Source organism: Yoonia sp. (genome assembly GCF_030731595.1).
GTDB lineage: Bacteria > Pseudomonadota > Alphaproteobacteria > Rhodobacterales > Rhodobacteraceae > Yoonia.
In genome coordinates, this window is record NZ_JANQTS010000128.1 from 95,952 (window position 1) to 122,849 (window position 26,898).

28 protein-coding genes are annotated in these 26,898 nt (G+C 56.4%); 20 read left to right on the forward strand and 8 right to left on the reverse strand.

Annotation, left to right across the window (positions count from 1 at the left end):
• Positions 1–68 precede the first annotated feature (68 nt).
• Together NWQ23_RS15020 and NWQ23_RS15025 are read left to right on the forward strand one after the other, a co-directional pair.
• Entirely contained in the window at positions 69–968 is a 900-nt protein-coding gene (locus NWQ23_RS15020) for a D-amino acid aminotransferase (RefSeq protein WP_306167201.1), read from the forward strand.
• On the forward strand, positions 965–1,663 hold the full coding sequence (locus NWQ23_RS15025) for an HAD family hydrolase (protein WP_306167202.1): 699 nt from the start codon (positions 965–967) through the stop codon (positions 1,661–1,663). Before NWQ23_RS15020 ends, NWQ23_RS15025 begins: the two co-directional genes overlap by 4 nt.
• On the opposite strand, the gene NWQ23_RS15030 is transcribed toward NWQ23_RS15025, so the two are convergent.
• The gene (locus NWQ23_RS15030; RefSeq protein ID WP_306167203.1) at positions 1,660–2,874 is read right to left on the reverse strand and encodes an argininosuccinate synthase; all 1,215 of its coding nucleotides are present in this window, start codon (positions 2,872–2,874) and stop codon (positions 1,660–1,662) included. The genes NWQ23_RS15025 and NWQ23_RS15030 overlap by 4 nt on opposite strands.
• A gap of 88 nt (positions 2,875–2,962) precedes the next feature.
• The gene (locus tag NWQ23_RS15035; RefSeq protein WP_306167204.1) at positions 2,963–3,400 is read right to left on the reverse strand and encodes an NUDIX hydrolase; all 438 of its coding nucleotides are present in this window, start codon (positions 3,398–3,400) and stop codon (positions 2,963–2,965) included.
• A 77-nt stretch (positions 3,401–3,477) separates the two neighbouring features.
• Here NWQ23_RS15035 and NWQ23_RS15040 point away from each other — a divergent pair, with 77 nt between their 5' ends.
• From NWQ23_RS15040 to NWQ23_RS15075, 8 genes are all read left to right on the forward strand, one after another.
• Complete coding sequence (locus NWQ23_RS15040; RefSeq protein ID WP_306167205.1) at positions 3,478–4,470, forward strand: Hsp33 family molecular chaperone HslO; 993 nt, start codon at positions 3,478–3,480, stop codon at positions 4,468–4,470.
• Positions 4,457–5,047, forward strand: a complete 591-nt coding sequence (locus tag NWQ23_RS15045) for a CoA pyrophosphatase (protein ID WP_306167206.1) — start codon at positions 4,457–4,459, stop codon at positions 5,045–5,047. The genes NWQ23_RS15040 and NWQ23_RS15045 overlap by 14 nt, the downstream gene beginning before the upstream one ends.
• Positions 5,044–6,180, forward strand: coding sequence for a CCA tRNA nucleotidyltransferase (locus tag NWQ23_RS15050; protein WP_306167207.1), 1,137 nt, complete (start codon positions 5,044–5,046; stop codon positions 6,178–6,180). Before NWQ23_RS15045 ends, NWQ23_RS15050 begins: the two co-directional genes overlap by 4 nt.
• Positions 6,173–6,754 carry a LysE family translocator gene (locus NWQ23_RS15055; RefSeq protein WP_306167208.1) on the forward strand — a complete coding sequence of 194 codons (582 nt, stop codon included), beginning with the start codon at positions 6,173–6,175 and terminating at the stop codon, positions 6,752–6,754. Before NWQ23_RS15050 ends, NWQ23_RS15055 begins: the two co-directional genes overlap by 8 nt.
• Before the next feature lie 44 nt (positions 6,755–6,798).
• Positions 6,799–8,646 carry an ABC transporter ATP-binding protein gene (locus tag NWQ23_RS15060; RefSeq protein WP_306167209.1) on the forward strand — a complete coding sequence of 616 codons (1,848 nt, stop codon included), beginning with the start codon at positions 6,799–6,801 and terminating at the stop codon, positions 8,644–8,646.
• Positions 8,643–10,475 carry an ABC transporter ATP-binding protein gene (locus NWQ23_RS15065; RefSeq protein WP_306167210.1) on the forward strand — a complete coding sequence of 611 codons (1,833 nt, stop codon included), beginning with the start codon at positions 8,643–8,645 and terminating at the stop codon, positions 10,473–10,475. Before NWQ23_RS15060 ends, NWQ23_RS15065 begins: the two co-directional genes overlap by 4 nt.
• Entirely contained in the window at positions 10,476–11,678 is a 1,203-nt protein-coding gene (locus tag NWQ23_RS15070) for a class I SAM-dependent RNA methyltransferase (protein WP_306167211.1), read from the forward strand. It begins immediately after the preceding gene.
• Positions 11,679–11,786: 108 nt separating this feature from the next.
• Positions 11,787–12,251, forward strand: a complete 465-nt coding sequence (locus NWQ23_RS15075) for a murein L,D-transpeptidase family protein (protein WP_306167239.1) — start codon at positions 11,787–11,789, stop codon at positions 12,249–12,251.
• Here the strand turns inward: NWQ23_RS15075 and NWQ23_RS15080 are convergent.
• Complete coding sequence (locus NWQ23_RS15080; protein ID WP_306167240.1) at positions 12,248–12,799, reverse strand: CAP domain-containing protein; 552 nt, start codon at positions 12,797–12,799, stop codon at positions 12,248–12,250. The genes NWQ23_RS15075 and NWQ23_RS15080 overlap by 4 nt on opposite strands.
• 169 nt (positions 12,800–12,968) lie before the next feature.
• On the opposite strand from NWQ23_RS15080, the gene NWQ23_RS15085 reads away from it, so the two are divergent.
• Positions 12,969–13,550: a L,D-transpeptidase gene (locus NWQ23_RS15085; RefSeq protein WP_306167212.1), complete on the forward strand. Its 582-nt coding sequence runs from the start codon at positions 12,969–12,971 to the stop codon at positions 13,548–13,550.
• Positions 13,551–13,638: 88 nt separating this feature from the next.
• Here the strand turns inward: NWQ23_RS15085 and NWQ23_RS15090 are convergent, their stop codons facing one another.
• The 4 genes from NWQ23_RS15090 to NWQ23_RS15105 form a co-directional block, all read right to left on the reverse strand.
• Complete coding sequence (locus NWQ23_RS15090; RefSeq protein ID WP_306167213.1) at positions 13,639–14,886, reverse strand: serine/threonine-protein kinase; 1,248 nt, start codon at positions 14,884–14,886, stop codon at positions 13,639–13,641.
• A gap of 215 nt (positions 14,887–15,101) precedes the next feature.
• Positions 15,102–15,377: a DUF6522 family protein gene (locus tag NWQ23_RS15095; protein ID WP_306167214.1), complete on the reverse strand. Its 276-nt coding sequence runs from the start codon at positions 15,375–15,377 to the stop codon at positions 15,102–15,104.
• Positions 15,378–15,448: 71 nt separating this feature from the next.
• Complete coding sequence (hemH, locus tag NWQ23_RS15100) at positions 15,449–16,534, reverse strand: ferrochelatase (RefSeq protein ID WP_306167215.1); 1,086 nt, start codon at positions 16,532–16,534, stop codon at positions 15,449–15,451.
• 52 nt (positions 16,535–16,586) lie between these two features.
• Positions 16,587–17,411, reverse strand: a complete 825-nt coding sequence (locus NWQ23_RS15105; protein WP_306167216.1) for a methyltransferase domain-containing protein — start codon at positions 17,409–17,411, stop codon at positions 16,587–16,589.
• Positions 17,412–17,433: 22 nt separating this feature from the next.
• On the opposite strand from NWQ23_RS15105, the gene NWQ23_RS15110 reads away from it, so the two are divergent.
• The 4 genes from NWQ23_RS15110 to NWQ23_RS15125 are packed head-to-tail and all read left to right on the forward strand — an operon-like array spanning position 17,434 to position 19,717.
• On the forward strand, positions 17,434–18,156 hold the full coding sequence (locus tag NWQ23_RS15110) for a ComF family protein (RefSeq protein ID WP_306167217.1): 723 nt from the start codon (positions 17,434–17,436) through the stop codon (positions 18,154–18,156).
• 33 nt (positions 18,157–18,189) lie between these two features.
• Positions 18,190–18,447: a glutaredoxin 3 gene (gene grxC, locus NWQ23_RS15115; RefSeq protein WP_306167218.1), complete on the forward strand. Its 258-nt coding sequence runs from the start codon at positions 18,190–18,192 to the stop codon at positions 18,445–18,447.
• Positions 18,444–19,274 (forward strand): carbon-nitrogen hydrolase family protein, encoded by an 831-nt coding sequence (locus tag NWQ23_RS15120; RefSeq protein WP_306167219.1) that lies wholly within the window; start codon positions 18,444–18,446, stop codon positions 19,272–19,274. The genes grxC and NWQ23_RS15120 overlap by 4 nt, the downstream gene beginning before the upstream one ends.
• Entirely contained in the window at positions 19,274–19,717 is a 444-nt protein-coding gene (locus tag NWQ23_RS15125; RefSeq protein WP_306167220.1) for a MarR family winged helix-turn-helix transcriptional regulator, read from the forward strand. Before NWQ23_RS15120 ends, NWQ23_RS15125 begins: the two co-directional genes overlap by 1 nt.
• 16 nt (positions 19,718–19,733) lie before the next feature.
• Here the strand turns inward: NWQ23_RS15125 and ubiG are convergent, their stop codons facing one another.
• On the reverse strand, positions 19,734–20,483 hold the full coding sequence (gene ubiG, locus NWQ23_RS15130; protein ID WP_306167221.1) for a bifunctional 2-polyprenyl-6-hydroxyphenol methylase/3-demethylubiquinol 3-O-methyltransferase UbiG: 750 nt from the start codon (positions 20,481–20,483) through the stop codon (positions 19,734–19,736).
• Between the two features lie 47 nt (positions 20,484–20,530).
• Between ubiG and pip the strand changes: the two genes are divergently transcribed.
• The 5 genes from pip to NWQ23_RS15155 all read left to right on the forward strand — a co-directional run.
• Positions 20,531–21,526: a prolyl aminopeptidase gene (gene pip, locus NWQ23_RS15135; protein WP_306167222.1), complete on the forward strand. Its 996-nt coding sequence runs from the start codon at positions 20,531–20,533 to the stop codon at positions 21,524–21,526.
• A gap of 60 nt (positions 21,527–21,586) precedes the next feature.
• Positions 21,587–22,579 (forward strand): ABC transporter permease, encoded by a 993-nt coding sequence (locus NWQ23_RS15140; protein ID WP_306167223.1) that lies wholly within the window; start codon positions 21,587–21,589, stop codon positions 22,577–22,579.
• Entirely contained in the window at positions 22,576–23,772 is a 1,197-nt protein-coding gene (locus NWQ23_RS15145) for an ABC transporter permease (RefSeq protein WP_306167224.1), read from the forward strand. Before NWQ23_RS15140 ends, NWQ23_RS15145 begins: the two co-directional genes overlap by 4 nt.
• Positions 23,769–25,418 carry an ABC transporter ATP-binding protein gene (locus NWQ23_RS15150; protein ID WP_306167225.1) on the forward strand — a complete coding sequence of 550 codons (1,650 nt, stop codon included), beginning with the start codon at positions 23,769–23,771 and terminating at the stop codon, positions 25,416–25,418. Before NWQ23_RS15145 ends, NWQ23_RS15150 begins: the two co-directional genes overlap by 4 nt.
• 72 nt (positions 25,419–25,490) lie before the next feature.
• Positions 25,491–26,898 (forward strand): ABC transporter substrate-binding protein (locus NWQ23_RS15155; protein WP_306167226.1); only part of this gene is annotated, 1,408 nt, incomplete at its 3' end.

Here is a 26,898-nt window from a genome sequence, read left to right on the forward strand (position 1 = left end):
CTCACGCGCTCTTTACCACTTGGAACAAAACCTGCGCTGTCCTAGCGTCCCCGAGAAGGAGAACGGATATGGATAAAGTCACAACCCATCAGGCTGAAGACGACGCGCGCAACGAAGACATCCTGATTTACGTGGATGGCCGGATCGTGCCCAAGCGCGAAGCGATGGTCAGCGTCTATGATAGCGGCTTTATGCTGGGCGATGGCGTCTGGGAGGGGCTGCGGCTTTACGACGGTAAATGGGCCTTTCTGGATGACCATCTCGACCGTCTTTTTGAAGCTGCGAAGGCAATAGACCTCGACATTGGCAAAGACCGAAACGGCGTCATTTCGGCCTTGTTAGAGACACAAAAGGCCAATGATATGACCACGAATGCCCATGCGCGCCTGATGGTCACCCGGGGCGTCAAGGTGCGCCCATTCCAACACCCCAGCCTGTCGCAGTCCGGCCCGACCTTCGTGATTATCATGGAACATTCGCAGCCAAAAATCCCGCGCCCGATTACGCTGGCCACAGTCCCGCACCAGCGCGGTCTGCCGATGACGCAAGACCCCAAACTGAACAGTCATTCCAAACTGAACTGTATTCTGGCTTGCATCGCGGCCCAAAAGGCTGGTGCAGACGAAGCGCTGATGCTTGATGTGCATGGTTTCGTGAATACGACCAACGCCTGCAACTTCTTCATCGTCAAGAAGGGCGCGGTTTGGACCAGCACGGGCGACTACTGCATGAACGGCATCACCCGCCAAAAGGTGATCGACCTATGCCGCGCCAACGATATTCCGGTTTTCGAACGCAACTTCAGTTTGGTCGACACCTATTCCGCAGACGAGGCGTTTTTGACTGGCACATTCGGCGCACAAACTCCCGTCAGCACGATTGATGGCCGCCAGATCGGTACGGGCGAACTTGGGCCCGTCACCGCACGCCTGCGCGCGCTTTACAAAGATCTGGTCGCCGCATCATGAGAATCGCGATGTGGTCCGGCCCGCGCAACCTGTCGACGGCGATGATGTACGCCTTTGGGAACCGTGCGGACTTCGCGATCTGGGACGAGCCTTTTTATGCGCCCTACCTTGCCGTGACAGGTGCAGACCACCCGATGCGGGACGCGATTATAGCCGCACATGAAACCGACCCCGCGAGTGTGGCGCGACGCTGTTTAGACTCTATTCCAGCCCAAAAGCCCCATTTTTACATGAAACACATGCCCCATCACATGATTGACGGCTTCCCGCTGGACTGGGCGCGCGACTGTGTGAACATCCACCTGATCCGCCATCCGGCCCGGGTGATCGCAAGCTATGGGGCAAAGATGGATCATATGAGCTTGGAAGATATCGGTTTTCCGCAACAAACCGCACTTTATGAAAAGCTGGGCGGCATCGTCATCGACAGCGCCGACATCCGCGCCGACCCCGAAGGGATGCTGCGAAAACTCTGTGATGCCATAGGCTTAGCCTTTGATCCTGCAATGCTGCATTGGCCCGCTGGCCCCCGCGCAGAAGATGGCATCTGGGCCAGTCACTGGTACAACGCCGTCCACCAAAGCACCGGTTTCGCTGGGGCAGAGGGGAGGTTGCCGGAACTGGACGCCACCCAAGAAAAAATGCGGCACCTTGCGATGCCGCATTACGAAAAGCTTGCGAAAATAAAGCTTTAGCCGCGACGGTTCCGCGACGCCAACAGCTTCAACCGCAGCGCGTTCAACTGGATGAAACCTTGCGCGTCCTTCTGGTCGTAGGCACCTGCGTCATCCTCGAACGTCACATGCGCCTCGGAATAAAGCGATTTGTCCGACCAGCGGGCAACAGTCGATGCAGAGCCCTTATAAAGCTTCACGCGCACGGTGCCCGACACATGCTCTTGGCTTTTGTCGATCAGCGCTTGCAGCATTTCGCGTTCAGGCGAGAACCAGAACCCGTTATAGATCAGTTCAGCATAGCGCGGCATGATGCTGTCCTTAAGGTGACCCGCGCCACTGTCCAGCGTGATCTGCTCAATGCCACGGTGCGCCTCGAGCAGGACAGTCCCGCCAGGCGTTTCATAGATCCCGCGTGACTTCATGCCGACAAAGCGGTTTTCAACCAGATCAAGACGGCCCACGCCGTGCTTGCCGCCGAGTTCGTTCAGCTTGGTCAGGATCGTGGCCGGCGACATCGCTTCGCCATTGATCGCAACTGCATCGCCGCGCTCGAACGTGATTTCGACCATTTCGGGTGTATCGGGCGCATCTTCGGGCGCAACGGTGCGCTGATAGACATAATCAGGCGCTTCCACACCCGGGTCTTCCAGCACTTTGCCTTCGGATGACGTATGCAGCAGGTTCGCATCCACACTGAACGGGGCCTCGCCACGCTTGTCTTTGGCAACGGGGATCTGGTTCTGCTCGGCAAATTCCAACAGCTTGGTGCGGCTGGTCAGATCCCATTCACGCCAAGGGGCGATCACCTTGATTTCAGGGTTCAGCGCATAGGCAGCCAGTTCGAAACGTACCTGATCGTTGCCTTTGCCGGTCGCGCCATGGGCCACAGCATCCGCACCTTCGGCGGCGGCGATTTCAACCAGACGCTTGGAAATCAGCGGGCGGGCGATGGAAGTGCCCAGCAGGTAAAGCCCTTCGTAAAGCGCATTGGCGCGGAACATCGGAAACACGAAATCACGCACGAATTCTTCGCGCAGGTCTTCGATATAGATTGCGGAAGCGCCCATCATCTCGGCCTTGGCGCGGGCTGGTTCCAGCTCTTCGCCCTGACCCAGATCAGCGGTAAAGGTCACGACCTCGCAGCCGTATTCGGTTTGCAGCCATTTCAGGATGATCGAGGTATCAAGGCCACCAGAATAGGCCAGAACAACTTTCTTCGGAGCGGTCATGTGGGGGGCGCCTTTGCGTCAATGTGTCTGGAATGGCGCGATAGCGGGTTTTGCGAAAGGGGGCAAGGATCACACTTGTGGTTTGGCGCTATCCAATCAGTCTCGCGACAAAATCCGCGTCACCGTCGTTGTACAACTCCATTGCTGCGTCTTCCGGCGTCAACCAAAGCGCCATATGCCCCGGCTCTGTCGGGGGACCATGGGGTCGCACCGGCCGCGCCAGATAGATATGGCACAGTTTTTCCGCCCACATGTCATATTCCGGCATATAGGCGAAACGGCGGAACGTGCCAAGTTTACGCGGCGCGGCGATGCGCCAGCCGGTTTCCTCGAACACTTCGCGGTGCAGCGCGTTCAAAGGATGTTCGCCTGCATCTATCCCGCCGCCGGGTAGTTGCACCTCGAAATGTGGTGCGCCTTGATAGGTCAGCAAAAGCTTGCCATCGCGGGGCAAGATCGCATAGACGCCCGGCCGCGTTTTGTACCGCTGCCCGCTTTGCGGCACATCGCCATACCGTCTGATCATAGCTTGCCCCCTTGGACGCCACCTTGCTTGGACTATATAGGCGCGGTATGCCAAATCCTGACATGTAAGGAAAGACCATGAGCCTCGGCACCCAAATCGCTTGGGACGATACCGTCCTGCCGTTTCAACTTGACGCCTCCGACATCCGTGGACGGGTGGCGCGTCTTGATGGCGTGTTGGAACAGGTTTTGAAGCAGCATGATTATCCGCCCATGATCGAAGGTTTGGTGGCAGAGATGGCATTGCTGACTGCCTTGATCGGCCAAACCATGAAACTGCGGTGGAAACTGTCGTTGCAGGTACGCGGTTCCGGTCCGGCACGGTTGATTGCCACGGATTACTATGGGCCAACCGACGATGGGCAGCCAGCGCGCATTCGTGCTTATGCGTCATATGATGCCGACACGCTGGATCAGTCCGCAGACCCCTTTAGCCAGATCGGAAACGGCTATTTTGCCATTCTGATTGATCAGGGTGAGGGCACAGCGCCCTATCAGGGGATCACGCCGATTGCGGGTGGTTCGCTGTCTGCCTGCGCAGAGACTTATTTTGCCCAATCAGAGCAGCTTCCAACGCGGTTTCAGCTGACCTACGGCCAGTCGCAACTGCCCGGCCAACCCACCCATTGGCGCGCTGGCGGCGTGATGTTGCAGCATATGCCCAAAGCCTCGCCTTTCGCGAGCGGCGAAGGGGGATCAGGCGAGGATGGTTTGCTGGCTGCAGTGGATATCCTTGATGAGGACGAGGGCGAAAACTGGACACGCGCCAATGTGTTGCTGGATACGGTGGACGAGATCGAGTTGATCGGCCCCTCTATTGCGCCAACAGACCTTCTGGTGCGGCTTTTCCATGAAGAGCAGCCGCGCGTCTATGATGCCCAACCCATCAAATTCGGATGCAGCTGTTCAGAGGACAAAGTACGCCAAAGCCTCTCGATCTATTCAGCCAAGGACATCGGCACGATGACGACTGAAGAGGGTACAGTCACCGCAGATTGTCAGTTCTGCGGTGCACATTACGTTTTTGCCCCCGAGACGCTCGGGTTCGAGGCCAAGGATGTCAGCGCCTGACCTGCGCCAAAGACTGCAAGACGCGCTTGCCCGTTCGGGCGGCGCGTCTTCTGATTTCGACTTGAACAAAGATGTCACAGTTCCTTCCACAACGCTGACACCTGCTGCGGTGCTTATAGGTATACGGGCTGAAACAGAGACTATTATTCTCACAAAACGCTCTGCCCGGCTGAAACATCACCCTGGACAGATTGCCTTTCCTGGGGGCAAACAGGACCCGACCGATCCGACCCTGATTGATGCCGCTTTGCGTGAAGCACATGAAGAAATCGGGTTGCCGCCAGCGCTAGTTGACGTGCTTGGGACACTGCCGCCGCATCAAACGGTGACCGGCTATCAGGTCACGCCGGTGGTTGCGATCATCAGAGGTGATTACGTACCAACCCCCGAAGCAGGCGAGGTCAGCGAGATTTTCGAAGTCCCGTTTTCCCATCTCATGATGCCAGAGATGTACCGCGTCGAAGGTCGCCGCTGGCAAGGCCGCCGTCGTCTTTATTTTACAGTCCCTTATGGCCCCTATTACATTTGGGGAGCCACTGCGCGTATCTTGCGTGCTTTCGCCGAACGGATGTCATGACACAGATCACCGCCCCCTGGATCAAAGACGCGGCAGCGCAATCGGTCTGCCGGATGTTGACCGATGCGGGCCATCAGGCATGGTTTGTCGGGGGTTGTGTGCGCAATGCGCTGCTGGGTGAACCGGTCGCCGATCTTGATCTTTCGACAAACGCACATCCTGAAACGGTCATTGCACTGGCGCAGGCTTCTGCCCTTAAGGTTGTCCCCACTGGGATTGAGCACGGGACCGTAACTGTCATCGCCAATGATACCCCGTTTGAGATCACGACCTTCCGCCGCGACGTCGCCACTGACGGTCGCCGCGCGACTGTCGTCTTTGCCGATAACATGGCCGACGATGCGCGGCGGCGTGATTTCACAATGAACGCACTCTATGCGGCCCCAGACGGGCAGATCATGGACCCTTTGGATGGTCTTGCCGATCTGCGGGCGCGTCGGGTCCGCTTTATCGAAGATGCAGATCAGCGCATCAAAGAGGATTACCTGCGCATCCTGCGGTTTTTCCGGTTCTATGCCTGGTACGGCGACCCGAACGAGGGACCGGATGCCGACGGGCTGGCCGCATGCGCGGCGCATCTTGATGGGTTGCAGTCACTATCTATCGAACGGGTGACCGCAGAGATGCTGAAACTGCTGGCTGCCCCCGATCCCGCGCCCGCTGTCGCGTCCATGGCGGCAACCGGTGCGCTGGGGCAAATATTGCCGGGGGCTGACGCAGGCATCTTGGCCGTGCTTGTCCACCATGAGCAGGCGCATGGGTTTGCGGTAAACCCCCTGCGCCGTTTGGCCGTGATGGGCGGCACCCCAAAAGAGGATTTGCGCTTGTCAAAGGATCAAGTCAGATATCTGGATCACATCAACGGGGCGTTGTCGCCAATCGAGGTAAGCTATCGTTTTGGTCAGAGCGCCGGAGAGGATCGGTTGTTGGTCGAAGCGGCAGCGCTTGGGCAAGAAATAGACACTAACACACTACAAAAAGTCCAAAATGCCGCCACGAACGTCTTTCCGCTCAAGGCCGCCGATCTGATGCCTGCCCTCACTGGCCCCGCGCTTGGGCAAGCGCTCAATGAGGCCGAGGCGCGCTGGATCGCCTCTGGTTTCACGCTGACGAAAGCGGACTTGCTTGATTGAATATCTACCCTTGTTCGGCTTTGTGTTTGTCGGTCTTTTCTCGCCGGGGCCGAATGTCATCATGCTGACGGCATCCGGCGCGCGCTTTGGATTTCAGCGCACCATCCCGCATGTGCTTGGCGTTGTGCTTGGCGTGGGGATCGTCGCTGCAGTGACGGGAATAGGAATCGGCGCGCTGATTACCGCGCAACCAGCCTTGGCGATTGTACTCAAGACGATTGCAGCATTTTGGATCCTCTGGATGGCGGTCAACCTCTGGCGCGCTGACCCCGCGAAGGCGAAAACAACCGACAAGCCGTTCACCTTGGTTCAGGCAATTCTGTTCCAGTGGATCAATCCAAAGCTCTGGGCGGTGGCCCTGAGTGCTACGGCCTATGTTGCGCTTCTTGCGCCGATCGAGCAGGCGATGACTCTTGGTGCAACATTCTCGACGCTCAACCTCGGGGTTTGTCTGTTTTGGGCGACAGCGGGTAGTCTGCTGTCCTATCTGCTGACAAATCCGGCCGCTTGGCGGGTGTTCATGCGCATCATGGCGCTCGCCTTGGCGGGGTTTTCCGTGCTGGTTTTCCTCTGAGTAAAGCTTTGCTATAAGTTGCACGAAATCCCAGAGGCAGACCCATGTTTCGATTCTTCGAAGGTCTTGTCGATCCTTACGTGACCTACGAAGAGAGCGACACGCCGCCCAAGCGGCTTTACCCGTTTCTGCGTGCCTACGCAGAGCCGTTTAAAAAGGTATTCTGGATCACAGGGATTGCTTCGATTTGCATTGCAAGCGTCGAAATCTGGCTGATTTCCTATCTGGGCCGCTTGGTTGATATTCTGTCTGACGGCACGCCCATGGAGGTTTGGGCGCAAAGCGGGCTGGAATTCATCCTGGTCGCCGTCTTTATCCTGACTTTGCGGCCTGCCTTGCACGTCGGTCAGGTTATGTTGCTGAACAACACGATCCTGCCCAATTTTGGCACTTTGGTCCGCTGGCGGGCGCATCGTCATGTCCTGCGCCAGTCTGTCGGCTGGTTCGAGGATGATTTTGCCGGGCGCATCGCCAACAGGATCATGCAAACACCCCCCGCCGCGGGCGAAGTTGTGTTCCAGCTTTTCGACGCAATTACCTTTTCGATTGCCTATGTTCTTGGCGCTGCCTTCCTTCTGGCGCAGGCCGATGCAGAATTGTTGTTGCCGCTTTTGCTGTGGATCGTCCCCTACATCCTGCTGATGCGTTGGGTCGTGACACGCATTTCTGTGGCTTCAGAGGCGGCATCCAATGCCCGCAGTGCCGTGACGGGCCGTGTGGTGGACAGCTATACCAACATTCACTCGGTCAAGATGTTCGCGCACCATGATCGCGAGATCGACTATGCCAAAGAGGCAATTGAAGAGGCGCGCCGCACCTTTCAGGTCGAGATGCGGCTTTACACGCTGATGGATGCAGGACTGATGCTGCTTAATGGCCTGTTGATCGTGGGTGTTGTGGGTTGGTCGATCTGGCTTTGGATGCAAGGCCTCGCCTCTGTCGGGGTTGTCGCAGTTGCGACGTCGCTTGCGTTGCGACTGAATGCCATGTCCGGCTGGATTATGTGGGCGATCACGAACTTCTTTCGCGAACTTGGCGTTGTGGCGGAAGGCATGCAAACCATCGCACAGCCGATTGCGCTCTTGGACCAGCCTGCTGCAAAGCCTTTGCAGGTCAAGGCAGGTGGCGTCCAGATCACAGGGCTTTCGCATCACTACGGCCAGCAGACCGGGGGCTTGGATCAAATCAACCTGACGATTGCGCCGGGTGAAAAGGTCGGGCTTGTTGGACAGTCAGGTGCTGGAAAATCAACTTTGGTCAAATTGCTACTGCGGTTCTATGACGCCGAGCGCGGTACCATTGCGATTGACGGTCAGGATATCAGCCGCGCGACCCAAGACAGCCTGCGCGTCGCCATCGGCATGGTCCAGCAAGACAGCAGCCTGCTGCATCGGTCGGTGCGCGAAAACATCCTTTATGGCAATCCGCTTGCGGGCGAAGAGGCGATGATTGCCGCAGCCCGGCGCGCAGAGGCACATGATTTCATCGTTGGGCTCAAGGATAACGAGGGCAACAGCGGCTACGACGCGCGCGTCGGCGAGCGTGGGGTGAAGCTATCGGGTGGTCAGCGCCAGCGGATTGCACTTGCACGGGTCATTTTGAAAGATGCGCCGATCTTGCTGTTGGACGAAGCCACCAGCGCGCTAGATAGTGAAGTCGAAGCCGCAATTCTGCAGACCCTTTATGGCATGATGGAAGGTAAAACTGTCATCGCCATTGCGCACCGCTTGTCGACGATTGCACAGATGGACCGGATCATCGTGATGGATCATGGCCGGATCATCGAAGACGGGACACATGACGCGCTGCTGGCGGCAAATGGACAATATGCACGGTTCTGGGCGCGCCAATCAGGGGGCTTTCTGGGGCAAACCACTGAAGGCAGTACATGACACCGGAACGCTGGATCGACCCTTTTGAACCCGCCGTTGGACCACCGCCACAGACGCTTTTGGCGTTCCTTGGATGGTGTCTACGTGGCAGCACAAAAGTCACGCTTTTGGCTGGATTAGTGTCTGCATTGGCTGGTACGCTAGAGGTCGCGACAGCACTGATGTTGGGGTGGGTGATTGACGCTGCATTGACGTCGAATGCTGATACCTACTTTACCGATAACGTGCTTTTGTTGCTTGGCGTTACGGCGTTTTTTGTGATTTTGCGCCCGATTGTCTTGGGGTTGTCCGGTTTGATGCAAGCTGTCGTTGTCGGGCCGTCACTCAGCAATCTCATCTTGTCGCGATTGCACCGGCATTCACTTGGTCAGTCGGTGACTTTCTTTGACGACGATTTCGCGGGCCGCATTGCCCAAAAGCAAATGCAGGCGGCGCGCGCCGCGACGGATCTGATCGTCGATATGATCAATACGGTGGCCTTTGCGCTGGCCTCGCTGGTCGGGTCCGTCATCTTGTTGCTGACAATAGACGTGCGGTCGGCCGCGCTCTTGGCGCTTTGGGCTAGCGCTTACATTTGGTTGATACGCTTTTTCATGCCGCGCATTCGCGCACGCTCAAAGGCGCGGGCAGCGACCCGCGCGATGGTGACGGGGCAAGTGGTCGATACGATCACGAATATCAAGACGGTGAAACTCTTTGCCCATGACGCCCATGAAGATCGCGCAGCCATCGACGCGATGGAGAATTATTGGGGCAACGCGGTCAGCTATGGCTGGTTGTCTGCCTGGTTCCGGTTCTGGCTGATGGCGCTGGGCGGGCTGCTGCCGATCATTCTGGTGGGTATCACCCTTTATTTCTGGACCACGGGTGCGGCGACAGCCGGCAATATCGCGGCGGCTGGTGCGATTTCGCTGCGCCTGTCACAAATGACCGGTTGGGTCAGTTTCACGCTGATGGGCATGTATGCCAATGTGGGCGAGGTCGAGGATGCGATGAATACGCTTAGCCCTGCGCATACATTGACCGATGCACCGAATGCCAAGGAATTGACAGCTCAACAAGGTGAGATTGCCCTGTCCGATGTCGCATTCAGTTATGGTGGCGGTCCCGGTGGCTTGAATGGTGTCAGCCTGATGGTCAAGCCGGGCGAAAAGCTGGGGCTGGTCGGGGCATCAGGCGCCGGCAAATCGACCTTGGTCGCTTTGCTGCTGCGGCTTTACGATACCGAAGCGGGCACGGTGAAGATTGACGGTGTCGATATCCGCGATGTGACCCAGGAAAGCTTGCGTCGTCAGATCGCGATGGTGACCCAAGAGACCGCGATGTTTAACCGCTCTGCCCGTGACAATATCAGATACGGCAAGCCGGACGCGACCCAAGCAGAGATCGAAGATGCCGCGCGGCAGGCAGAGGCGCATGATTTCATCGTAACGCTGAAAGATCATAAAGGTCGCGCAGGCTATGAGGCACATTTGGGCGAACGGGGCGTGAAGCTGTCAGGGGGCCAGCGCCAGCGCATTGCGATTGCCCGCGCCATCCTGAAAGACGCGCCAATTCTGGTCCTGGACGAAGCGACAAGCGCGCTTGATTCCGAGGTCGAAGCATCGATTCAGCACGCATTAGAGTCTATTATGGATGGCAAGACCGTGATTGCGATCGCACACCGCCTTTCCACATTGGCGCAAATGGACCGGATTGTTGTGCTTGACGCAGGACGCATTGTCGAACAAGGAACCCACGCGGATCTGCTCTCCAAAGGTGGGCTTTATGCGCGCTACTGGAACCGCCAATCCGGCGGGTTTATCAACGTGAAAGATGCGGCGGAATAAATGCTGACGATCGAAAGCCTGACCCATCTGGGCATGGGGCGTGCCTCTGACGGGCGCTCGCTCTTGCCGCGCGTTCTTCCGGGTGAAGAGGTGGAAGTTGCACAAGACGGAACTGTCCGGATCGTGACCCCGTCAACTGATCGCGTTGCTGCACCCTGTCGGCATTTCAAGACTTGCGGTGGCTGCGCGATGCAGCACGCAAAGGATGATTTCGTGGCAGAGTGGAAGCGCGATATTGTCGTGAAGGCCTTGCAAGCGCGGGGCCTTTCGCCTGTGTTTCGTCCGGTGCAGACCTCGCCCGCGCAATCGCGCCGCAGGGCAAAACTTTCCGGCCAGCGCACCAAGAAGGGTGCAATGGTCGGTTTTCATGCCAAAGCCTCGAACATGTTGGTGCCGGTGCCGGATTGCCAACTGCTCACCTCAGCTCTGATCGCCAGCTTTCCCGCGCTTGAGGCGCTGACGGTGCTGGCCTGTTCGCGCAAGGGCGAGATTGATCTGACGGTGACAGAGACCGCGCTGGGCACAGATGTCCTTGTTGAGACCGACAAAGACCTGACCCCGCAATTGCGCGTCGAACTGGCGGCACTCGCCAACCAGTTCGGGCTGTCCCGTCTTGTCTGGAACGACGAGCCAGTGGTGACAATCAACCCGCCCGCTCAGGATTTCGGTGGAACGGACGTTGTGCCGCCACCCGGAGCGTTCTTGCAGGCCACAAAGCATGGTGAACTGGCACTCCTCGCTTCAGTGCAAGAGATCACGGCCAAGGCTGGCCGGATCGTTGATCTGTTTTCCGGCTGTGGAACTTTTACCTTGCCGCTTTCCAAACGGGCCGAAGTACATGCTGTCGAGAGTGAAGCGGCGATGCTGCAAGCATTGGATCGTGGGTGGCGCGAGGGCCATCAATTGCGGCGCGTGACGACTGAAGCGCGCGATCTGTTTCGCCGTCCCCTAGAGGCTGATGAACTGCGTTCCTTTGATGCTGCCGTGATCGACCCGCCCCGCGCAGGGGCAGAAGCGCAGATCGCGACGCTGGCGGCCTCGGGTATCAACACGATTGCCATGGTGTCATGCAATCCAGTGACCTTTGCGCGTGATGCCAAAATGCTGGTCGATGCAGGCTTTGAATTGCCTTGGGTGCAGGTCGTCGACCAGTTCCGCTGGTCGCCCCATACCGAGGTTGTTGCATCATTCACGCGTAAATGAAAAAGATCGACGTAACTTACCTATTGTGAACGCTTTTTTTGTAGTAAGAACACCGAAACGGCGCAGACCGTAACGATGGGCAGAAACATGATTTCAAGACGATCAATGATGGTAGGCGCTGCAGTTGGACTGGTGGGGTGCACGGCAGAACCACGTTACGTCGGGCCAAGTGTCACACGCATTCAGGTTTTGAAGGATCGCCGGGAAATGCAGTTGTTGCATAACACGTCCCTGTTGCGGTCCTACAAATTTGAACTGGGCTTTGATCCGATTGGGCATAAACAACAGGAAGGCGACGGGCGCACACCAGAAGGCGGCTATCGCATTGACCGGCGCAACCCTAACAGCCGCTTTCATCTCTCGCTGGGCATTTCATATCCCGATGCCTCAGATGTCGCAGCTGCACGCGCACGCGGTGTCGATCCGGGCGGCGATATCTTTATCCACGGCACGCCAGAAAAATGGATCGGCAAGCCAGATTGGACATGGGGCTGCATCGCAGTGAAGAACGAAGAGATGGACGAGATTTACGCTATGGTTGAAACCGGCACGCTCATCTACATCTATGCCTAGAATGCAAGGTTCACGATTGGTTGGCTGATTGTTGGGTCACTTCCCATGTTCAATGTCCACCAAAGCTTTGCCGATTCTTCCTGAAACCAGGCGAAGCCCATAAAGCGCGCATTAGGGTCGAGAATCACCGCGCGTGTACCCTCGGCAGCCATCCATGCAGCAAGTGTCTGCAATTCCGACTCGAAAGACTCAGAGATGTTCTCACCCAAGAGCCGCCCGGGGAAACCGGCACGCTGCGCACGCGCAACGGGGCTGGATCCATCAGAGCCGAAAAGCCACGGGCGATTTTGAACAGCCATATCACGCGAATGGGTTGCCGCAGCGGCATTCAACCGCGCGTCAAGCTCTACTGGTGGTACGCCAGCAGTCTGACGCAATGCATTGACACTATCCAGCATACGAAACTGGATCGCAGCTGCGTCACCTGGTCGGATTACGTAGGCCGATGGCAATGGTAAACCATCGGGTCCCAGTGGCCGGTTCAAGCTGGGGTCACATGCGGCCAAACCAACTGTCGCCAGTCCAATCATCACTTCGCGTCGAAACATACTCATAGCCGTCCCATTTTGTGTCTTCATTCCTTAGCCGCATTGACGTGACACTTCAAACCCACATCGATGTGCAAGACATGCGAATGACATTTCTTTGAATTGCGGCGCGACGCCAGACATATTAAGTGACAGGGAAGAAAACATCGGTTCCCCGAAGGAGACTGCAATGACATCGAAACTATCGCGGCGCGGGTTCTTGACCGCTTCGGCAGCGATGATTGGGACGGGCGTTGTCGCACAAACATCCAATACCACGGAAATCGAAAGTGATATTTCCTCTGGGGTGCAGCGGAATATCGCAAGCTTCCGCTCATTGGATTGGCAGCCTTACTTTAACAATCTGAGCAATGGCGCCATTCTTGTTGATCTTCAATCACGCGCCTTGCATTTCTGGTCCGAGGACCAGACGACTTACAAGCTTTTCCCGACAAGTGTTCCTTTGACAGAGGACTTGACCCGCACTGGTCGCACCTCGATCACACGTAAGGTTGAAGGCCCAAGTTGGGCGCCAACACCTGCCATGAAGCTTCGGAATCCCGAATGGCCGGACTTTATTGGACCCGGTCCAGATAATCCATTGGGCACGCATGCGCTTCATCTGACTTGGCAATATTACCGAATTCACGGCACACATGACACGCGCAAGATAGGCCGGCGGTCATCGAACGGTTGTATCGGTCTGTATAATGAACAGATCGCAGAGCTATTTGATCTGACCAAGGTTGGGACTCAGGTTCTCTTGATTTGATCGGTTCTAGACTTGGCTTGATAGATAAAGGGCGCACTCAACAGTGCGCCCTTTTTGCTTTCTGAACTTTGTTGCAGCGAACTTTCCGTCAGGATCGCTGAAAAATCCGGAACGGCCATCTCCATTGGGTTTCCGGTACTTCAGCTTTTTCCTGCGCCTCGATCGCAGCCTCTGCGGCTGCCAACCGCTTCGCAAGCTGATCTTCTAGCGCTTCTGATGTCTCGCGGTTGAATTCTTCGACCCAACCTGGTGGCCTTAAAGGTGTTGGTTTGGTCTGGTCGGGCGTCTTCTGTGCGTTTTTCGGATCGCGCGGCTGCGAATTAAAGACGTATTCATTTGTCTCGGACACCAGTCGTGTCAGCGTCTTGCCGAGATCATCGTTCGAACGCATGCGAATCGGTTTGACCCGCGCGCCCTCTTTGTTGATGATTTCAAGCCATTCGGCCGCTGTTTGAATCCGGTCCTTTGGCAGAACCTTCATCGCCTTGTCGATCGCCTCAAGGAAGTCGCGGTCATATTCGGAAAAACGGCCAGCCAATGGCTCGCAAGGGTCGGGATTATTACCTGCGACCTCAGCCATCCGTGTTTGGCTGTTGGGTGGCGCTTTACCGCTAATCAAATGATAGAAGGTAGCGCCCAACGCATAGAGATCGCTGCTCGGGCCCTGTTTGCCGCCGGCAAAGTAGAATTCCTGGGGTGAGTACCCGTCTTTGACGATCAGCACAGTTGAAAGCGCCCGCGTTTCGCGGCTGGCCTCCTCGCGGGCTGCACCAAAGTCGATCAGGACCGGGTTACCCCACTTATCAAGCAAGATATTGTCAGGCGAAATATCGCGGTGCAAAAGATCATTGCGGTGCACGAGATCAACAGCGTCGAGCAATTTTATCAGTATTTCTTTGACTTGGTCTGCCGACAGCGATTCACGATCGTCCTTGATGATGTTGAGGAGATCACGACCCTGGATCAAATCCAGAACCATATAGGCCGTTTGATTGTATTCGAAGATCCGATGCACGCCAACGATATTTGGATGACGCATCATGGCGATGCTGCGCGCCTCGCGCATGAACATCTCTACGATTGTTCGATATTTTTCCTTGTGCTGCGCAGAGCGAACAACGACGTTGATTCCGTCTCTTGCACAAAAAACTTCAGGGTAGCACTCTTTGATCACGACATTTCTGTCCAGCAAATTGTCCTTTGCCAGATAGGTGATTCCGAATCCGCCATTACTCAGCGGTCGATCGATCGTGAACTGCGTGCCCAAAAGGGCCGTGCCGTCAGGAAGCGCGTCACTGCGCTGTTCGTCAACATGAGAGCGGTTCGCTTTAGTCATATTTCACCAATCGCCGCAAGAAAATCGCAGCACAACCCATAACTTCACTACAAATAACTTCCCGATAATCGCTGCAAAATATGTTTGCTTTGAGGCAAGGTTGAAGAAAAGTTATGGCGTTTGTCGCAATCTCAAGACAGTTTTGAGGAACGTTGCCTCGAATGTTTTCAGGTCTAGTTCAATGTTGAAAACGCAACGCGCACGCTCTTAGTGCATTACTCTATAAATTGTGTTCTCTTTGTCCGCTCCGCCCTTATGCGCGTTGACTTTAAGACGTTGCCACTTTCGTCACAGATGATCCGAACCCGCTGGTCGCGGTACCAAAACGTCAATCTCAAACGTCCAGCATCATCATCGACTCCCTGCTCTGACCGACTTGTGATGTCACCAGATCGCATCTTTTCTGGTACCTCAGAAGGTTTAATCCCAAAAAATCGACCAAGGTCATGGGCGTCAATAATCGCACCCTCGGAGTTCAATGTAAGTTTCATAATCTCAAAAACCAGCAGAGGTTGTCAGGACAATAACCAGTACCGCGAAAGTTGTCATTATCTTTAGAGAGTTACGACAGCCATCCCTTAAGATTCTTCTCAATCACACCGGACAGTGCTTCGATATGTGCAGCATCATCATTCAGGCAGGGGATGTAGGTAAAGTGTTCGCCGCCAGCGTGTTCAAAGCTTTCTTTGATCTCTTCGTTGATCTCTTCAAGCGTTTCGATGCAATCGGCCGAGAAGGCAGGCGCGCAGACGGCAATGTTCTTTACGCCATCTTCTTTCGCCAGCCGCGCAACTTCTTCGACTGTATAAGGCTTTAGCCATTCTTCAGGACCAAAACGCGACTGAAATGTCGTGACAATCTGCGTATCATCCCAGCCAAGCCGCTCTTTCAGCAAGCGTGTCGTCTTCTGGCATTGGCAGTGGTACGGGTCGCCTTCGCGCAAGTAACGCTCTGGCACACCATGATAGCTGCAAACCAGCTTTTCCGGCTTGGTTTCTGCCGCAGCATAAGCCCTTTCGATGGATTGGGCCAAAGCTTCGATATAGGCGGGTTCTTCGAAGTAGGGTTCGACGACACGGGCGACGGGCTGCCATTTTTCCTGCATCAAGGCACGAAAGAACTGGTCGTTCGCGGTAGCAGACGTCGCCCCTGCATAGTGTGGGTAAAGCGGGAAAAACAGAATCTTGGTACAGCCTGCCTCGACCATTTCTCGTACCTTGGATTTCGTGGACGGGTTGCCGTAGCGCATGCAGAAATCAACGCGCACGTCGTCGCCATAGCGCTCGATCATCTGCGCCTTGATCGCCGCGGTCTGCTTTTTCGTGATCGTCAGCAGAGGGCTTTCGTTGTCTTCCTCGTTCCAGATCGACTTGTAAGCCGCACCCGAGGAGAATGGCCGCTTTGTCAGAATGATGAGCTGCAAGAGTGGCTGCCAGATCCAGGCGGAGTAATCGACGACACGCTTGTCGGATAGAAACTCGTTGAGATACCGGCGCATTGACCAATAATCGGTGCCGTCTGGCGTCCCAAGATTCGCCACCAGAATCCCGACCCGCGCCGGTTTAACTGGCGGGTGATCCGGGGCGGCATGCATCGGGCATGTCGCGGGGCGTTCTGTCGTCTGGCTATGTGCATCGAACATTTTCATGAGCCCTTAGGTAGCGTGATTTCTGATGTAGTTAAATGGGATACGTTCGGCGTCAATCATTGGACCTATCTAAAGGCACTTCTTTTGCCCCAAGCGCGTCTGCAAGCCTCGCTTTTGCGCTTCCTGGGCGCAGAGGTTGCGGTTGTGTGTTGTCCGGCGCCCAGCCAGTGAGCGTTATGATCTCAAAAGTAGCATCCACGCGATTGTCGGAATTCCGAAAGTTTGCTGCATAAATTGTTGCCGCTTCGGTCAGGACATTCCGCCGCGTGATATGTTTGATCCGGTGCGCCAACGCATTGTTTTCGCCCATTTTGCGCAGATCATGCATGAGGTGAAAGGCATTGGCATAGCTCGCTGTCAGGGGGGTACTGTCGGCCACTGGCATCGCAAAGCCCGCCCTTTGCAAAAGCCCGCCTAGATCCCGTATTTCCCCCATCGGCGCGACACGGGGCGAAAGGCCGCCGGTCACAATCGCTTCTGCTTCGGCCAGTGACGTGCGCAGTTCATGCAAGGTTTGTCCGCCCAGAAACGTGCACAGCAAAAGCCCATCCGGCTTCAGCGCATGCCGCGCCTGAACAAGCTGCCCGACAGGGTCATTCGCCCAATGCAGACACATCGCATGCACGACAAGGTCATAAGTGTCGGGGGCAAGAGCGAGGGTCTCCTGATCAGACACAATCGTCGCGTCAGGGTAATGTGCGGCCCAAAAATCCGGAAAACCTGTCACGATCGCAACAGACGTAAAGGTTCTGTTAACCTCGGTCAGTCTTTCATGGACTTCATCGGCAGCGACGTCCTGCAAGAAAAGCGCTTCGGGCTTTGCGCGGGCGCGATTGCGCAAAAGCGCTGTGCGGTCGGTGATTTGTGGCAAGGTCATTGCGGACATTTAGGGTGCATTCATGCGGTTGCAAAGTATCATTCGGGCTATTTATCCCGCGCAGTGTGTGGCCTGCGACGCTTTGACCGATGACGACTTTGGCCTGTGCAGCGCTTGTTGGCGCGAAGCACGGTTTATCGGCGGACTGATTTGTGACACCTGTGGCACCCCTTTGCCCGGTGAAGGTGACGAGGAGAATCTGCAATGCGATGATTGCATGACCATTGCGCGTCCTTGGGATAAGGGACGGTCCGTGCTTGTTTACAGCGGGGTTGGCCGCAAGCTGATACTTGGCCTCAAGCATGGTGACAGGACCGATCTGGCCCTACCTGCGGCCCGCTGGATGGCTCAAAGAATTGCAAAATGGCCTTTGTTAGACACTGTCTTGGTTCCGGTCCCGCTGCATTGGGTCCGTTTGGCAAGGCGGCGCTATAATCAATCGGCGCTGCTCGCTTTGGCGCTGGCCAACGTCATGGATCGCCCGGTTTGCGTCGATGCGCTCTTGCGTCCGAAGAAGACTAAACCGCTAGAAGGTCACAGCCGCGACGCCCGCTTTGCGGCGCTCTCGGATGCCATTGTTCCAAACCCCAAGCGCATCAGCCAGATCAAGAGCAAACATGTTGTTCTGGTGGATGATGTCATGACATCCGGTGCGACCTTGGCCGCCAGTGCCGAGGCTGCAAAGTCTGCCGGTGCCACGAACGTGTCGATTGTTACACTGGCAAGAGTAGTCAAAGACGCTTAAATCAGGGCTGTAGTCATTCCAAGGACAAGTCTGATGGCAACTGTCGAGATTTATACCAAACCCACCTGTGGATTCTGCCACATGGCCAAGCGCCTGCTGGATTCCAAAGGGGTCAGCTATGCGGAAGTCAATATTTCAGCCCAGCCAGAGCGGCGGGGCGAGATGATCCAGCGCGCGAACGGCGGCAGCACAGTCCCGCAGATTTTTGTGGGCGGCAGGCATGTTGGCGGTTGCGACGATCTATTCGCACTGGAGCGTGGCGGTAAACTGGACGCCATGCTTGCCGCATGAAAGCGGCACTGCTTCAATTGAATGCGGGTGATAATCCGGCCAATAACCTGCCACGCACTCTCGACATGGTGGCGCAGGCAGTGGGTCAGGGTGCGGGTTTCATTCTGACGCCAGAAGTGACGAACTGCGTGTCGCAAGATCGCGCCCAGCAAAGGCGGGTTTTGCAGCATCAGGCGGACGACATCACGCTTGCGGGATTACGTGAGGCGGCGATACGTCACGGGGTTTGGCTGTCAATCGGATCGCTGGCCTTGAAAACAGATGATCCGGACGGTCGCTTTGCCAACCGTTCGTTCCTGATTGATCCCGCAGGCCAGATCGTCGCAAGCTATGACAAGATCCATATGTTTGATGTGACAGTGTCCGAGACGGAGACATACCGCGAATCTGCTGGCTATCGCCCAGGCACGCGCGCAGTCGTTGCCGATACGCCTTTCGCCAAAATTGGCATGTCCATCTGTTATGACGTGCGTTTTGCCTATCTTTACCGCGCGCTGGCGCAGGCCGGGGCGCAGATTCTTCTGGTCCCTTCCGCATTTTCGCCTGTGACCGGAGCCGCCCATTGGGAACCGCTCTTGCGGGCCCGCGCGATTGAAACCGGGTCTTATGTCTTGGCAGCAGCACAGACAGGCATCCATGCGGCACAGTCAGGCAAGCCGCGCCAAACTTATGGGCATACGATGGCGATTTCGCCTTGGGGCGAGGTTCTGGCTGATCTTGGAACAGAGCCGGGCATCGCGATGGTTGATCTTGACCTTGGGTCAGTGGCACAAAGCCGCAAACGCATCGCGGCACTCAGCCATGATCGCCCTTTTGAAGGCCCCTGATGACTGACGCTGCCAACAACCTTGCCGTTTCGCTATTCAGCGAGATCCTGGCCGTCGACCAACTGGCGCGGGCAAACGTGGCGCGGGTGTTGCCCAAGGGGATGGAACTGTCGCACTTTTCTGTTCTTAACCATCTGGCACATTCCGGGGCTGAGCGCTCTCCGGCGCAATTGGCCAAGACGTTTCACCTGACCCGGGGCGCGATGACCAATACGCTCCAGAAACTCGAATGGGCAGGATGGGTGCATGTCCGCCCCGATTGGGACGATGCACGCCGCAAGATGGTCGCGATCAGCCCGTCAGGACAAGCGGCGCGCGATGCGGCCTTGGCCGCGATTGCGCCTGTCATTGCCGATGTCGTCCGAAAGGTCGGCGAAGACAAGGTGCGGGCGGTTCTACCCGTTTTGCGCGAGATGCGATTGAAGCTGAACCAGATCGACTAGACTTCTACTACGGGCCCTAGCTTGGTTTCGTCGCTGCCGTGACATAGTTCACCGACAAATCCCGATCCGAAATCGACCATGTGAACCGCGCAAAGTTGAAGACAAAACCTTTGCGGTCAACAGGTGTAAGCCCGGCATTTTCCAGTAGGCTGAAAAGCTCATCGGGTGTGATGAACTTGTTCCATTCATGGGTGCCCTTGGGCAGCCAGCGCATAACGTATTCCGCGCCCACAATCGCCATCGCAAAAGATTTCGGGTTGCGGTTGATCGTGGAGCAAATGTGCAAACCGCCCGGTTTCAGCAGTTGCTGGCATGCGGTCAGATACCCTTGCGGGTCGGCCACATGTTCGACCACTTCCATGTTCAGGACCACGTCGAATTGCTCGCCCGCCTCGGCCATTGCCTCGGCTGTTGTGTGGCGATAGTCGATTTCCAGCCCTGATTGCGCGGCATGAATCTTGGCTACCGGAATATTCCGCTCTGCCGCGTCTGCGCCGATGATCGTTGCCCCAAGCCGCGCCATCGGTTCGCAAAGCAGACCGCCGCCACAGCCGATATCAAGGATGCGCAGGCCCTTGAACGGTTCGGGACCTTGGAGGTCGCGCCCGAATTCCGCGGCAATCTGGCTGGTGATGTAACCCAGTCGCACCGGGTTCATCATGTGCAGCGGTTTGAATTTGCCGTTCAGGTCCCACCATTCGGCAGCCATCGCCTCGAACTTGGCAATCTCACCGGGATCAACTGTGTTTGTTGCCGACATTTTCATCGCTCCGCATTATGGTCAGTGGTTTCGTAACGCGATATAGGGTGCTTATGGACAAAGTCGTAGGACAAAAGCGCCCAGGTGCGCATCTTTACCAGCCCATTGATCCCTTTGATCAACGGATGTTGGATGTTGGCGACGGCCACCGTATCTATATGGAGCAGTGTGGAAATCCCAAGGGAATCCCGGTTATCATCCTGCACGGCGGCCCTGGTGGCGGATGCAGCCCTGCAATGCGCCGCTACTTTGACCCCAATCTGTTTCGCGTCATTCTGTTCGATCAGCGCGGTTGTGGCCGTTCGCGTCCGCACGCAAGTGTCGAGGCAAATACAACATGGCATCTGGTCGCCGACATCGAGTTGATCCGTCAAACGCTGGGTATTGAGCGCTGGATGGTCTTTGGTGGGTCATGGGGCGCGACACTTGCGCTGATCTATGCGCAAGCCCACCCTGAACGTGCAGCAGCGCTTATCCTGCGCGGCGTGTTTCTGATGACCCAGCCCGAACTTGACTGGTTCTATGGCGGGGGCGCCGGAAAATTCTGGCCCGACCTTTGGGACCGTTTTGCCAGCATGATCCCCGTGGACGAACAAGACGACTTTATCGCAGCCTATCACCGGCGGCTTTTTTCCGGGGATATCCCGCTCGAGACTCGTTATGCGCGCGCTTGGGCCTCTTGGGAAAATGCGCTGGCCTCGATCGATAGCGATGGGATCACCGGCGAAAGCCCTGCTGATTACGCCCGCGCCTTTGCACGCTTGGAAAACCATTATTTCCATAACGCGGGGTTCTTGACGTCTGAACAACAGATCCTGCATCCGGAACAGATGGCAAGGATTGCCGATATTCCAGGCGTGATCGTCCAAGGCCGCTATGACATGATCTGCCCGCCGATTTCGGCGCATACCTTATCGCAGATGTGGCCCAAAGCCCGGCTGACATTCATTGGTCGTGCAGGTCATGCGCTTTCGGAACCGGGCATCAGCGCGGAACTTGTGCGGACGATGGACATGTTTGGGGCGCAAAGGGCGTCTCTTGCCCTTTAGGGTTTACAGATCAGCACCAATAGCTAAGCTTGACCTAAGTAATTCGGAGACGAGAGAAACTTGGGCAACGTCTTGACGATTATCCTAAAGCGCCTTGCTCTTGGCCTTTTGACGTTGCTGATCGTTTCGGTGGTTATCTTTGTGGCGGTTAACCTCTTGCCGGGGGATTTCGCCGAAGCGATTTTGGGACAAGGTGCGACCCCCGAAGCCGTTGCATCTATCCGCCGTGATCTGGGCCTCGATCAGCCGCTTGTCACCCGCTATTTCGATTGGTTGGGTGGGGCGTTGCAAGGCGATCTGGGATCAAGCTTTGCACAGGCCAATTTTGCCAGCTTTACGGGCACGACATCCGGCGCGACAACAGTGGCCGAGCAAATCGCACCACGCTTTGGCAACACAATGTTCCTTGCGATGGTGACTGCAGCGATCGCTGTGCCTTTTTCGATTGTGCTGGGTATTCTCGCAGCCCTTTACCGCAACACGGTTTTCGACCGCGCCACGAACATCTTCACGCTATCGTCCATTTCCAGCCCAGAGTTTTTTCTGGCCTATATCCTGATCCTTTTCCTTGCCGTGCTGAATCCGATCTTTCCCTCATTGTCCAATATTTTTGACGGCATGCCTTTCAGTGAGCGGCTAGAGAAATCCATGCTGCCCGCGCTGACCCTGACGCTTGTTGTGACGGCCCATATGATGCGGATGACGCGCGCAGCGATCATCAATTTGCTGGCCTCGCCTTATATAGAAATGGCGCGGCTCAAGGGCCTGTCCCCGATGCGCGTGATCGTCAGGCATGCGCTGCCCAATGCGCTGGCCCCGATTATCAATGTCATTGCCCTTAACCTTGCCTATCTGATCACTGGCGTGGTCGTGGTCGAGGTGGTGTTTGTCTATCCGGGCATCGGCCAGTTGTTCGTGGATAGTGTGAAAATCCGTGACATTCCCGTCGTGCAGGCCTGCTGTCTGATCTTTGCCACGGCGTTTATTCTTCTCAACCTGACGGCTGACATCATGTCGATCCTGTCCAACCCGCGTCTGAGGCATCCGAAATGATCTGGTTTGTCGCAGCTCTGATCGGAATGGGTGCCGTGGCGTGGGGGTTCCGCTTTGCGGGCCAAGCGGTGACGGGCAACGCGCCAAAGTTCCGTGATATGCCTTATGGCGTTGCCTACGGCTATGTGCTTGGCGCTGTCGTTCTGCTTTGGCTCGTCTGGGCCTATATGCAAGGCCGCAGCGCCGATCCTGCGATTGCCAACAAGTTCTTTTTCCTGCGCATCGCGATTGAAGGTTTTATCCTTTTTGCCATTGCCGCGTGGCTTTTCCGGATCTTGGGCCGGACGTTTGGCACCGCATGGAGCCGCAAAATGTTCCGCTCCATGCCGCTCACTGCGTCCTTTGGTATTCTGACGATCCTGATCTATGCGATTTTTGCTGTTTTCGCCGGTGTGATTGCCCCCTACGGGCAAGAACAGATTGTGCCCGGTGTCGCGGCAAACATCATTCCCGGTGGTGATCCGGCGATGGGCGGCAACCCTGCCTTTCCTTTGGGTACCGACCAGATTGGCCGTGATATCCTCAGCCGCCTGATCTATGGCGCGCAGAACACCGTTGGCATTGCTTTTGCCACAACGGTGCTGGCCTTCTTGCTGGGCGGGACCTTGGGGTTTCTGGCGGCAACGTTGGGTGGCTGGCTGGATCAGGTTCTTTCGCGGATGGTTGATGTGCTGATGGCCATTCCATCGCTGATCTTTGCCCTGCTCTTGATGACCATCGCCAGCGTCTGGGCGCCGAAACTGGGTATCCCCTTGACCATCTTTATGGTGGTCATCATCGCCGTGATTGACAGCACCCGCGTTTATCGACTGGCCCGTGCTGTCGGGCAGAACATTGTAGTTATGGACTATATCGAGGCGGCAAAGCTGCGTGGTGAGGGGCTGGGCTATCTTGTGTTCAAGGAAATCCTGCCAAATGCGACTGCGCCGCTGCTGGCCGAATTCGGGCTGCGGTTCTGTTTTGTGTTCCTGACCATTGCCTCGCTGTCCTTCCTTGGTGTCGGCATTCAGCCGCCTTTGGCCGACTGGGGCACAATGGTCCGTGATTTGGCGGGTTTTGTGAACTTTGCACAGTTCGCGCCCTTGGCGGCAACAGCACCCTTGCTGGCAGCCGGAGCCATTGCCTTGCTGACTGTCGCCGTGAACTTCGTCGTCGACTGGATGCTGCATAAATCATCGGGGCTGAAAGAATGAGCGATCAACCACTCGTCAAAATGCGCGGCGTAAAGCTTGAAGGCCGCAGTGATGAGGTCTGGAGCCCCATTATCAATGGCGTCGATCTGACATTGGCGCGGGGCGAGGTGCTGGGCCTGATCGGTGAATCCGGAGCTGGCAAATCGACGCTGGGTCTGGCCGCGATGGGCTATACCCGTGACGGGGTGCGCATCAGCGAAGGTACGGTCGAATTCGACGGGATTGATCTGCTCAAAGCCTCTGCCGCGACTAAACGTGAACTCTTGGGCAAGCGGATCGCTTATGTTGCGCAGTCTGCTGCCGCCAGTTTCAACCCTGCGCACAAGTTGATGGACCAGCACGTCGAAGGTCCTGTGCAGCACCATGTCATGAGCCGCGCCGAGAGCGAGGCCGATGGCATCGAGCTTTACCGCAAGCTGCGCTTGCCCAATCCCGAACAGATCGGCTTTCGCTATCCGCATCAGGTGTCAGGTGGCCAGTTGCAGCGTTGCATGACGGCAATGGCCATGTCCTGCCGCCCCGATCTGATTATTTTTGACGAACCGACAACCGCGCTGGATGTGACGACGCAGATCGAGGTGCTGGCGTCGATCCGTGACATTGTGGAGCAGTTCAATACTGCAGCGATCTATATCACCCACGATCTGGCGGTCGTCGCGCAGATGGCTGACCGGATCAAGGTGCTGCTTAAGGGTGACGAAGTCGAAACCGCCGATACCCGCACGATGCTTTCCGCGCCAACGCAGGAATATACGAAATCTCTTTGGGCGGTCCGCAGCTTTGAACGGCCCAAAAAGCCTGCTGTGCAAACGGGCGCTGTCCCCGTGGTCAGCGTGCAGAGCGTCGATGCGGCCTATGGGACTGTCCCTGTTCTGCATGATGTCAGCTTTGACATGCATGAAGGGCGGACTGTTGCCGTTGTGGGCGAAAGCGGGTCGGGGAAATCGACAACCGCGCGCTGCATTACGGGTCTCTTGCCGCCCAAAGCAGGGCAGATCATGGTTGATGGGCAAGTGATGCCCGCCGATTATCGCAAGCGGTCCAAGGATCAGTTGCGCCAAGTGCAGATGATCTATCAGATGGCAGACACGGCGCTGAACCCGCGCATGTCCATCGGCCAGATCATCGCGCGCCCTGTGCAATTCTATCTGGGACTGACCGGAGCGGCGAAACGCAAGAAGGTGGACAAGTTGCTTGAGCAGATCGAACTTGAGCCGACCCAGTATTACAACCGTTTGCCTTCCGAACTTTCGGGCGGGCAAAAGCAGCGCATCGGAATTGCCCGCGCGCTGGCTGCCGAACCGAAGTTTATCATCTGTGACGAAGTCACTTCCGCGCTGGACCAATTGGTTGCCGAAGGTATTCTGCGACTATTGGCGCGATTGCAGGACGAGTTGGCGCTTTCCTATATGTTTATCACCCACGACCTTGCGACCGTGAAAGCTATCGCGGACGAGGTTGTTGTAATGAAAGACGGGCGCGTGGTTGAGCAGGGACTAAAGGACGAGATGTTTACCCCGCCTCACCACCCCTACACAGATCTTTTGCTGTCATCGGTGCCGGAAATGGACCCCGATTGGCTCAATAATCTGCTCGCAGAACGTGGAGTTGATAACATCGGCGATGCAGCAGTTAATAAGATGTAACCGAATCATCCACGAAAGTGGTGACAAAACCGGGCCGCGAAGGTCTAATGCGATAACTAGGGAGAACGGAAAATGAGTGGAATTAGCAGACGCGGTCTATTGAAGACCGGTGTTGCAGCGGGTGTATTGGGCCTTTCGGGCATGCCTCTGCGCGCACAGACACGTGGCGGCAAACTGACTGCGGGTCTGTCCGGCGCCAACACATCCGACAGCTGGGATGGCCGGACCCATTCGGACCTTTTCATGATCGCTTGTGCGCAAGGTGCGGTCTTTGACAGCCTCACCGAGATCGCGGCCGATGGCTCGATCAAGGGTGAATTGGCTGAAAGCTGGGAAGCAACACCTGATGCAAAGACATGGACATTCAACCTGCGTCAGGGCGTCACCTTCCACAACGGCAAGTCGTTCGGCGCGGACGATGTGATCGCTTCGCTGCAAATGCACGTTGAAGAAGGCGCGAAATCGGCGGCCGAACCCATTGTGTCCGCCATTGTCGAGATGACGAAAATCACGGACTATCAAGTGCAGTTGACGCTTGCCGCTGGTAACGCCGACCTGCCCTATCTGCTGTCGGATTATCACATCCTGATGTATCCAGCCGGGCAGATTTCAGAAGCCATCGCTCAAGGGATCGGTACAGGTCTGTATCAAGTCCAGTCGTTTGATCCCGGTGTCCGCATGGTCGCGACCCGCGTGGCAAGCCACTATAAAGGTGATGATGTCGGCCTGTTCGACGAAATCGAATATATTGCCATCAACGACAACACAGCGCGCACCAATGCGCTGCTGACAGGTCAGGTTGACGCGATCAACCGGATCGACTTCAAAACCGAAGCACTGCTGCGTGCCAACCCTGCCCTGCGTATTCAGGAACTAACAGGTAACCAGCATTACATCTTCCCGATGCTGACCAAAGTGGCACCTTTCGATGACGTCAATGTGCGCCGTGCGTTGAAGTACGGTATCAACCGTCAGGAAATGGTAGACAAGATCCTGCTTGGTCATGGTCAGGTCGGCAACGATTCACCCATCGGTCCCGCAAACCAGTACTATAATGCCGATATGGAACAGCTGGCCTATGATCCGGACAAGTCCAAGTTCTACCTGCAACAAGCAGGTTTGGACAGCATTGACCTCGATCTTTCCGCTTCCAGTGCGGCATTCGAAGGAGCCGTTGATGCGGCCCTGCTCTTTAAGAACTCTGCTGCCGCAGGTGGGATCAACATCAATGTCGTTCAGGAACCGGCGGATGGCTATTGGTCGAACGTCTGGCTGAAAAAGCCTTGGGTTGCCAGCTACTGGTCAGGGCGCGCGACCGAAGACTGGATGTTCGCCACAGCCTATGAAGCAGGTGCGCCTTGGAACGACAGCCAGTGGGATCAGCCACGCTTCCAAGAGCTGCTCTTGTCGGCCCGTGCCGAACTAGACAGCGACAAGCGTCGTGAGCAGTACTTCGAGATGCAGCAGATCCTGCGTGACG